Source organism: Pantoea sp. Fr+CA_20 (genome assembly GCF_024520835.1).
GTDB classification, from domain to species: Bacteria; Pseudomonadota; Gammaproteobacteria; order Enterobacterales; family Enterobacteriaceae; genus Pantoea; species Pantoea allii.
The window spans coordinates 19117-28118 of the sequence record NZ_JALNPN010000033.1; the positions used below are offsets into that span (position 1 = coordinate 19117).

Genomic DNA, 9002 nt, shown 5'->3' on the forward strand with positions numbered 1-9002 from the left:
CCGTTAGTAAACTTATTGTTATTTGAAATTTATTAAAAGAGATAAAATGAGAGTTATAGGATTAGTAAGTATGCTGCGTGTTGCGCTATCCATATCGCTACTTGGCCTACTGATTTTGGGTGTCTGGTCTGCATTTGAGGGCCGAAACGTGATGCTCGAAGAAAGAAAAAATAGCGTAAAAAATATAGTTCAAGTAGCTCAAGCTATTGTTTCAGATTATACTTCAAGGGTAAATAACGGGAGCATGATTCAATCTCAAGCGCAGAAAGAAGCACTTGAGAAACTGCAATCTATGAAGTATGGAAAAAATGGCTATCTCTTTGTTTTTAACAACAATCTGAAATTACTAATTATTGGTAATAATTCATTGAAAAAGTTGGAAAATAAGAGCGTTAAAGATCGGGCAGACAGCAACGGTTTTTTATACTACCAAAGATTTCTTAAAGTCGGTGATACCGGAGGGGGTTATGTTAACTATATTAGCAATTTACCTGACAGCGGTCAGAGGGTAAAAAAAGTGAGTTATATAAGCAAATTTTCGCCTTGGGATTGGTATATTGGTTCTGGTGTATTTCTTAACGACATAGATGATATTTTCTATAAAAGTCTAATACAATATTTCCTAATGATTATGTTAGTAAGCTTGACTGTCTCTGCTGTTATGCTGCTGACTATCCGCTCTACACAGCGAAGTCTGGGCGGAGATCCAATATATTCAAGAAAAATTATTGAATATATAGCCGACGGCAATTTAAATACCATAATCAGCCTGCGGACAGGTGATAGTACGAGTCTGCTGGCGATGATGGCCAAAATGCAGCAGCGATTAGCTGAAGTTGTTATGGATGTGCGGCGTGGAGCTGATCAAATGCAGCTATTCTCTCACGAGCTCTCACAAGGCAACAATGATTTGTCGCGACGCACAGAAGAACAGGTATCTTCCTTACAGGAAACAGCGGCAAGCATTGAGCAGCTGACGGCGACTGTTAAGCTAAATGCTGATAACTCCCGACAGGCGAGAGATCTCGTAGCTGAAACACGTAATCTATCAACAAATGCTACTAAAATAGTTGATAAAACAATATTTACCATGCAGGGTATTAACGATCAGGTAGATAAAATGGACATAATTATTTCTACTATCGAAAATATCGCTTTTCAAACCCATATTCTCGCTCTGAATGCTGCCGTCGAAGCAGCCAGAGCGGGCAAGCAGGGGCTCGGCTTTGCGGTGATAGCCGCAGAAGTAGGTCAGCTGGCTAAAACCAGTGCCAGCGCAGCAAAAGAAATTAAATTAATAATTACATTATCGACGGAACATATAAGTAATAGTAGTAAAATGATTATCAGAGTGGGTCAATCAATGGATGTAATGATGGAATCTATCACACGTGTATCGGATTTAATCACTCAAATCTCTGACGCTTCGCACGAACAGAGTCAAGGAATTAATCAAGTCAATATTGCTATTGCGCACATAGATCAAGTCACTCAGCAAAATTCTTCCCTAGTTGAACAAGGAGCCGTGGCTACAATAATATTGAATGAACAGGCATTAGAACTTCAGAAAAAAGTTTCTAAGTTTAAAATAAATTAACGGACATTTTTAGTTAGATGTAAGTTAGATAATTACTGAAAAAAACTTTCTTCTTGATTCAAGATAAGTAAAGTTACATTTTCAGAAGTTTTTTTATATATTTATTATACCCTAAAATCCTGCTCCATTCAGAAACAGAATTCCGGTATGATAATCACTCTCCTGAACGGATGTGGTGACGATGAAAAAGTCACGATTCACTTAAGAGCAGATTGTCTTTGCCCTGAAGCAGGCCGAAATGGGAACGTCCGTGCCGATTCAGTCTGCTGCAAGATGTGTATTTCCAATGCCCCCTTTTACACCTGACGTAAGAAATAGGGCGAAATTTCCCCTTCTGAACTCAAACAAATGTGGCAGTTGGAAGAGGAAAATCTGTGGCTGAAGAGGCTGGTTGCCGATCTCAGTCCCGACAAAGCGATGCTTCAGGATGTGATGGCAAAAAAGAGCTGACGTTAGCACTACTGCGGGATTGGGTAAGGGATTTACAGGCTCGATACGGTGCCAGCGAAAGACAAATCTGTTTTGCGTACGGATCAGCCGCAGTTCGTTCAGGTATCGTTCTGTTGCTGCCGATGACAGCGCACTGGGCCTGCGTATACGTGAAATCATCGAAACGCGCATTCATTAGCGATACCGCCGGGTACACTTGATGCTCCGGCGTAAGTATTGAAGCTAGAATCACAAACAGGTCTATCGCCTCTACTGTGACCAGGGGCTGTCGCTACGCTTCAAACGGCCACGCCGCAATAAATCTGCCCGGCAGCTGCAGCTTCAGGGCAGATATCCCAACTACGTCTGGGGCATGGATTTTGTCTCGGACGCGCTTGTAAGTATCCCGCATAATCGTGCCATTCACATTTAGAGATCCTCCGGCATAATCACCCTGCCAACAAAGGAGATCGCTATGCGTAAAGCCCGTTTTACTGAGCATCAGATCATTGCCGTAATTAAATCGGTTGAAGCCGGACGAACCGTCAAAGATGTCTGCCGGGAGGCCGGTATCTCTGAAGCCACCTACTACAACTGGAAGTCCAGATACGGCGGCATGGAGGCTTCTGATATTAAAAAGATCAAGGATCTTGAGGACGAGAACCTGCGTCTCAAACAGATGTTTGCCGACCTGAGCCTTGAGAACCGGGCGCTGAAAGACGTTATCGAAAAAAAGCTTTAAAACCAGCCTTTAAGCGTGAGCTGGTCACTCATCTGATAACGACATTTGGACTCAGTATCCGTCAGGCCTGCCGGAGTCTGAACCTGAGCAGAACGGTTTATCATTACCGTCCTGATACCACGCGTGACGAACCCGTTATTGTCGCGTTGCAGGCAGTGGCAGAGCGATACCCACGGTATGGTTTTCCAAAACTTTTCCAGGTTCTGCGGCGGCAGGGATACCCGTGGAATCACAAAAGGATCCATCGTATTTATTGTCTGCTGAAGCTGAATTTTCGCCGTAAAGGCAAACAACGGTTGCCGGTGCGTAATCCCTCGCCACTGGCCACACCGGAAGCGCTAAACCAGAGCTGGTCTGTCGATTTTATGCATGATGCTCTGGTCTGTGGCCGTCGTTTTCGCACGTTCAATGTCGTTGATGACTTTAACCGTGAGGCATTGTCGATTGAAATCGATCTGAATCTGCCAGCTTTGCGCGTGGTCCGTGTACTCGACAGGATTGCGGCAAATCGCGGCTATCCGGTCATGCTTCGCATGGATAATGGTCCGGAATTTATCTCACTTGCACTGGCTGAATGGGCAGAGCAACATGCAGTAAAACTGGAATTTATTCAGCCGGGTAAGCCGACGCAGAACGCTTTTATTGAGCGCTTTAACCGAACATACCGTACAGAAATACTCGATTTTTATCTGTTCAGAACGCTGAATGAAGTGCGGGAAATCACGGAAAGGTGGGTGTCAGAATATAACTGTGAACGCCCGCATGAATCACTGAACAATATGACGCCGGAGGAATATCGGCAACACAATCATTTGGCCGGGATCTCAAAAAATGCCTGGAACTAAAACGGGTATGCTTACACGCTGTCTGACGGTTATCGACCTCTCCACCCGCGAATGCTTGGGAATCTGCGTGGGACAGAATCTTCGTTCGACAGAAGTAGCCGAAATGCTGAACAGGTAGGTGTATGAAAGAGGGATAAGGACCGACTTCTCACGCCCGGGAACACCGACAGACAACGCTACGGTTGAGTCCTTCAACGACAAATTTCATATGATGTAGCTACAATGATCGGCTTTTTAGCCGGTTTTTGTGTCTTTTGAATACTAGGACAACCTCGCTATCTTAGAATTTCATTTATGCAACCCATATAGCTGTTCGCCCAAAGTTAACGCTGATAGTCACTATTGTTATCTGACAGACTGAAAAAAGTAAATACGCTTCCCCTGAAGCCGTTATGCATTCAAAAATCTTCCGCTATCACGTCAGGATAACTGACTGATGCCTTGGGCAGACCGATTTACAAAATGAACAATTTATTGCCTTCCGCTCTCTCTTTAAGGGAGAGAGCGGAAAGTTAGGCTACAAGTATTATCCTAATATCATTGACATTTGTTAGCGTCGGACCTGTTATCAGCAAATCACCAATCTCGTGAAAATAGCTGTAGCTGTCGTGCGCATTCAAGTAGCTAAGTGCATCAAGTCCGCGGATTTTTCCGCGCGCCAACGAATCAGGATAAATTATTGCTCCTGCCGCATCCTCCGTGCCATCGATGCCATCACTGTCGCCCGCGATAGCCCAGATTCCGCTTTCGCCCCTCAGTGCGCAGCATAATCCAAGTAAAAACTCAGTGTTACGTCCGCCTTTACCAACCTGTCCATCGCTTACCGTGACTGTTGTTTCCCCCCCCCGACAGCAACACAGCAGGTCCCTTGAGCGGCAGACCGCGCTGCTTCACGGATTTGGCGATGCCGGCCATGACGGTTGCCGCTTCCCGGCTCTCACCTTCTATGGCGTCACCGAGCTCCAGCGGGTTAAGACCGTGATGGCGTGCCGCGCTGGCCGCGGCATGCAATGCTATTGCTGGCGTGGCAATCATCCTGACCTCACCTCCGGGCAGTATAGCTGACAACACTGGCGGCTGGTTCAGCACATGGCGAACCGCGGCGGAGACAGGAATGCCGTAGCGTTCAAGTACCTTCAGCGCCTCTTCTGGCGTGCTACTGTCAGCCACTGTTGGACCGGATGCCACATCCGCCGGATTATCCCCCGGGACATCGCTGATAATCAGTGAAACCACCAGTGCAGGCTGAGCCATTACAGCCAGCCTGCCGCCTTTTACCGCCGACAGATGACGCCTCACCAGATTCATTTCCCTGATGCTGGCTCCGCTGTGCAGCAGTGCGCGGGTAACAGACTGTTTATCGGCCAGCGTGATACCCGGCGCGGGTAATGCCATCACGGCAGAGCCACCGCCTGATATAAGCGCCAGCACCAGATCGTCGGGTGTCAGGCCGCGCAGTGCCTCAAGAATCAGCATTGCTGCAGTTTCACTCATCGCATCTGAAACTGGATGAGACGCTTCCAGAATACGGATACGCCCGGCGGGCACTGCATGACCATAGCGCGTCACCACTACGCCACTGACATCCACGTCTGGCCAGGCGGCATCGACAGCTGCCGCCATGGCGGCCGAAGCCTTACCCGCCCCAACAACCACACAGCGGCCGGCGGGCTTCTGCGGCAGCGCGGCCGTGACCACAGGCCCGGGGCGGGCACTGTCAACCGCCTGCTTAAAGATATCCCCCAGTATCGCTGCGGCCTGATCGTTTCTCATCGTTATGCACTCTCGGCAACGGTTGAACGGGATTCGATGAACTGCAGCACGGCGCGCGTGACATCGGCCGTTGTTGCCGTGCCGCCCACATCAGGCGTCAGGATACCGAGGGTGCAGACACGTTCGATGCCTTCCATGATCAGTGCGGCGGATTCATGTTCTCCCAGATGCTCCAGCATCTGTACCGCCGTCCAGAAGGTGGCGATCGGGTTAGCGATGCCCTTACCGGCGATATCAAAGGCTGAGCCGTGAATAGGCTCGAACATCGAAGGGAAGCGTCCCTCAGGATCGATGTTTGCCGTCGGAGCCACGCCAAGGCTGCCCGCCAGCGCACCCGCCAAGTCGGATAAAATGTCGGCGTGTAAATTGGTGGCGACGATCGTGTCAAGGCTCTGCGGATGTAGTGTCATGCGGTGCGTCATGGCATCAACCAGCATTTTGTCCCACTGCACATCCGGGTACTCCAGCGCTACCTCAGCCGCAATTTCATCCCACATCACCATGCCGTGACGCTGCGCATTGGATTTGGTCACCACCGTCAACAATTTACGCGGACGTGACTGAGCCAGCTTAAAGGCATAACGCATGATGCGCGTGACCCCGACACGTGTGAAAATCGCCACTTCGGTGCCGACCTCTTCCTGCAGGCCTTTATGGGTGCGCCCACCGTTCCCGGAGTATTCGCCTTCAGAGTTTTCGCGCACGATGACCCAGTCAAGATCGCCCGGTCCCCTGTTACGCAGCGGCGACGTGACGCCGGGCAGAATTTTTGTTGGTCGGACATTCGCGTACTGATCGAATCCCTGGCAAATCGGCAGGCGCAGCCCCCACAGGGTAATATGATCAGGCACATCCGGTGCGCCGACCGCGCCGAAATAAATAGCATCGAATTTTTTCAACGTCTCTAAGCCGTCTTCCGGCATCATAACGCCATAACGCTTGTAATAGTCGGAACCCCAGTCAAAGTTCTGGATATCAAACTTCAGCTGCGGATCACGATGAGACAGCGCTTTAAGAACTTCAATGCCGGCCGAGATGACCTCAGGGCCGATACCGTCAGCAGGAATAGCGGCAATAGAGTAGTTACGCATGGTGTTTCTCCGTATCGATTAATGGATATGAGGTTGATGAAGTTCTGCGGTTTGTGGCTTCTTCGCTTTTCCGGCCAGAATCAGCACCGTCAGGGCTGATAAGATCAGCAGTCCGGCCACGAAATAGAGTCCCCAGGTATAGCTGCCGGTTTGCTGGCGGATGATGCCAATCATCATCGGACCGACAAAACCGCCGAGGTTGCCAATCGAGTTGATGGCAGCGATGCCGGCCGCCGCCGCCGACCCGCTCAGAAACAGAGTAGGCATGCTCCACAGCGGAGGCTTGGATGCGCTGATCCCGACGGTGACCAGCATCAGCGCGATAATTACTGAGAAAAGGGTGCTGACGTTTCCGGCGTAAATGAGCCCGACTGCCGCGAGCAGGCAGGCCGCAATAACGTGCCAGCTGCGCTCGCGGGTCCGGTCGGAGTGGCGGGCCCAGAGGATCATGGCAACAACGCCGATCACCGCAGGGAAAGCATTGAGGAAGCCGATTTCTAACGATGAGGCGCCGAAGCTGTGAATAATCTGTGGAGCCCAGATACCCAGGGTGTACAGGCCTGCTGACGTGCCGAAGTAGACCAGCGCCAGTGCCAGAACCCGTTTATCCGCCAAGCCACGACATGCGCTGCTGTGGCTTTGACCCCCTGCACGATCATGCTCTTCAGCCCGCATGGTATTTTGCAGCCACGTACGCTCTTCTTCGGTCAGCCATTTCGCCTTGGCCGGACGGTCGGTGAGCCAGAATAGGACAACGATGCCCAGCAGTAAGGCCGGGACCGCCTCCAGCACGAACATCCATTGCCAACCTGCGAAGCCCATCAGCCCATGCATCTCCAGCAACGCAGCGGAGATAGGGGAGCCAAGCGCGGTGGAGAGCGGCGCTGCGGCCATGAAAATGGCGGTGACCTGCGCACGTTTTACCGCCGGGAACCAGTAGCTGAGGTAAAGAATGATGCCAGGAAAAAAACCGGCCTCGGCCACGCCGAGCAGAAAGCGCAAAATATAAAAACTGGTGGTGCCCTGTACAAATGCCATACAGCCGGAAACTAGTCCCCAAGTGATCATGACGCGGGCGATCCAGATACGTGCGCCGACTTTATGCAAAATTAAGTTAGACGGGACTTCAAACAGAAAGTAACCGAGAAAAAAAATCCCGGCACCCAGCCCGAACACCATTGGCGAAAATCCTAAGTCCTGATTCATAGTCAGGGCGGCAAAGCCAATATTAACCCGGTCGAGAAATGCGATAAAATACAGCAGCATGATAAAAGGAATGATCCGCAGCGTTACTTTGCGCATCACCTTTTTTTCGAGGTCATTGTGCATATCAGGATGCTCCACAGTCAGGTAGGGTTGTTATCATTTTGTTGTGAACTCAGTATGCTGTTTTGACTGGCGTTATCATCTGCAACGGGTTATATAAATAATTTGCACAATCTGAATCCGGATAATAAATGGATATAAATCAGTTGAGATGCTTCGTGGTGGTAGGTGATGAACTTCACTTTGGCAGGGCTGCCCGGAAGCTTGAAATGATGCCTGCGTCACTCAGCCGGTTTATCCGGCTGCTGGAAGAGGATTTGGGTCTACGCCTGCTGAATCGTTCGACCCGTAATGTGTCCCTTACCCGGGAAGGCGCTGAGTTTCTGAGTGAGGCCAAAGCTGTTGTTGCAGATTTTGATGCGTTACGACTGAGGTTTCATAAAAATATCGCGTCGCAGAAAAAAATGTTGCGGATCGGCGCCATTGACAGCGCGGCGAGGGGATTACTGCCGAAACTGCTCAACCTGTTTGTCAGTGCGTTCCCTGATGCGGATATCCATATTAGCGAAAATAAATCGCACAGCCTGATCCCACGGCTGACCTCCGGCTGGCTTGATCTGGTGTTTGTCAGGCCGCCAGAACAGACAGACGTCACCCTGACCACCCGCTTTATTGCCCATGAAACCTGCGTGCTGGCGGTGCCCACGCATCACTGGCTGGTGAATTACGACCGGGTGAGCATCGAAGATTTTTGCAATGAGCCCGTCATCGTGCCGGAAAGACGCACCCGTCCTCACAGCCATGACCTGACAATGAACCTGTTCAGAGCTGCAGGCAGGTATCCGATTATTGCTCAGTATGCCGAGGAAAAACAGACCATTCTGAGCTTTGTTGCAGCAGGGCTGGGCGTAGCGCTCGTTCCCTCCTCTTACCGTAACATGAACGCGGACGGCGTAAAGTATTTGCCACTGGCCCCGGTCGAGAGTATTAAAGGGCTACCGCTGTGCGTTATGTGGCATCAGGGCAGCAGGAATGTGTATGTTAATGCAGTGCTTAACATTCTTTCGCAAAATAGTGAGATATTAACGAAAGAGCTGTAGTAACAGGGCTTACCTCCTGAAAATCGCACTGCGTAAATTCTGTTTAATACCTGCAGGGATGACCTTCAAGCGTAAAAAGAGACTGACCTGCCCCCAGGATTAGATACAAAGCTCAGTTAGTAATGTCGGATCCTTCACTCTCAGAATTACCCTTTCTCC

6 protein-coding genes and 1 pseudogene are annotated in these 9002 nt (G+C 50.1%); 4 read left to right on the top strand and 3 right to left on the bottom strand.

What is annotated here, in order from left to right; genetic code table 11:
• Positions 1–46: 46 nt before the first annotated feature.
• From NR177_RS23050 to NR177_RS24075, 3 genes are all read left to right on the top strand, one after another.
• On the top strand, positions 47–1597 hold the full coding sequence (locus tag NR177_RS23050; RefSeq protein ID WP_256853752.1) for a methyl-accepting chemotaxis protein: 1551 nt from the start codon (positions 47–49) through the stop codon (positions 1595–1597).
• 904 nt (positions 1598–2501) lie between these two features.
• Positions 2502–3613, top strand: a protein-coding gene (locus NR177_RS23060) for an IS3 family transposase (RefSeq protein WP_256853753.1) whose coding sequence is annotated in 2 segments (ribosomal slippage) — positions 2502–2763 and positions 2763–3613 — 1113 coding nt in all. Because the reading frame shifts where the segments join, the coding sequence is not laid out codon by codon here.
• A 118-nt stretch (positions 3614–3731) separates the two neighbouring features.
• Positions 3732–3830 carry an integrase core domain-containing protein gene (locus NR177_RS24075; protein ID WP_372340348.1) on the top strand — a complete coding sequence of 33 codons (99 nt, stop codon included), beginning with the start codon at positions 3732–3734 and terminating at the stop codon, positions 3828–3830.
• Between the two features lie 295 nt (positions 3831–4125).
• Here NR177_RS24075 and NR177_RS23065 read toward each other — a convergent pair.
• The 3 genes and pseudogenes from NR177_RS23065 to NR177_RS23075 all read right to left on the bottom strand — a co-directional run bounded on the left by NR177_RS23065 (position 4126) and on the right by NR177_RS23075 (position 7806).
• Positions 4126–5386, bottom strand: a pseudogene (locus tag NR177_RS23065) (glycerate kinase).
• A gap of 2 nt (positions 5387–5388) precedes the next feature.
• Entirely contained in the window at positions 5389–6477 is a 1089-nt protein-coding gene (locus NR177_RS23070; protein WP_256853754.1) for a tartrate dehydrogenase, read from the bottom strand.
• Between the two features lie 18 nt (positions 6478–6495).
• Positions 6496–7806 carry an MFS transporter gene (locus NR177_RS23075; protein ID WP_256853755.1) on the bottom strand — a complete coding sequence of 437 codons (1311 nt, stop codon included), beginning with the start codon at positions 7804–7806 and terminating at the stop codon, positions 6496–6498.
• A 128-nt stretch (positions 7807–7934) separates the two neighbouring features.
• Between NR177_RS23075 and NR177_RS23080 the strand changes: the two genes are divergently transcribed.
• Positions 7935–8843, top strand: a complete 909-nt coding sequence (locus NR177_RS23080) for a LysR family transcriptional regulator (RefSeq protein WP_256853756.1) — start codon at positions 7935–7937, stop codon at positions 8841–8843.
• Positions 8844–9002 lie beyond the last annotated feature (159 nt).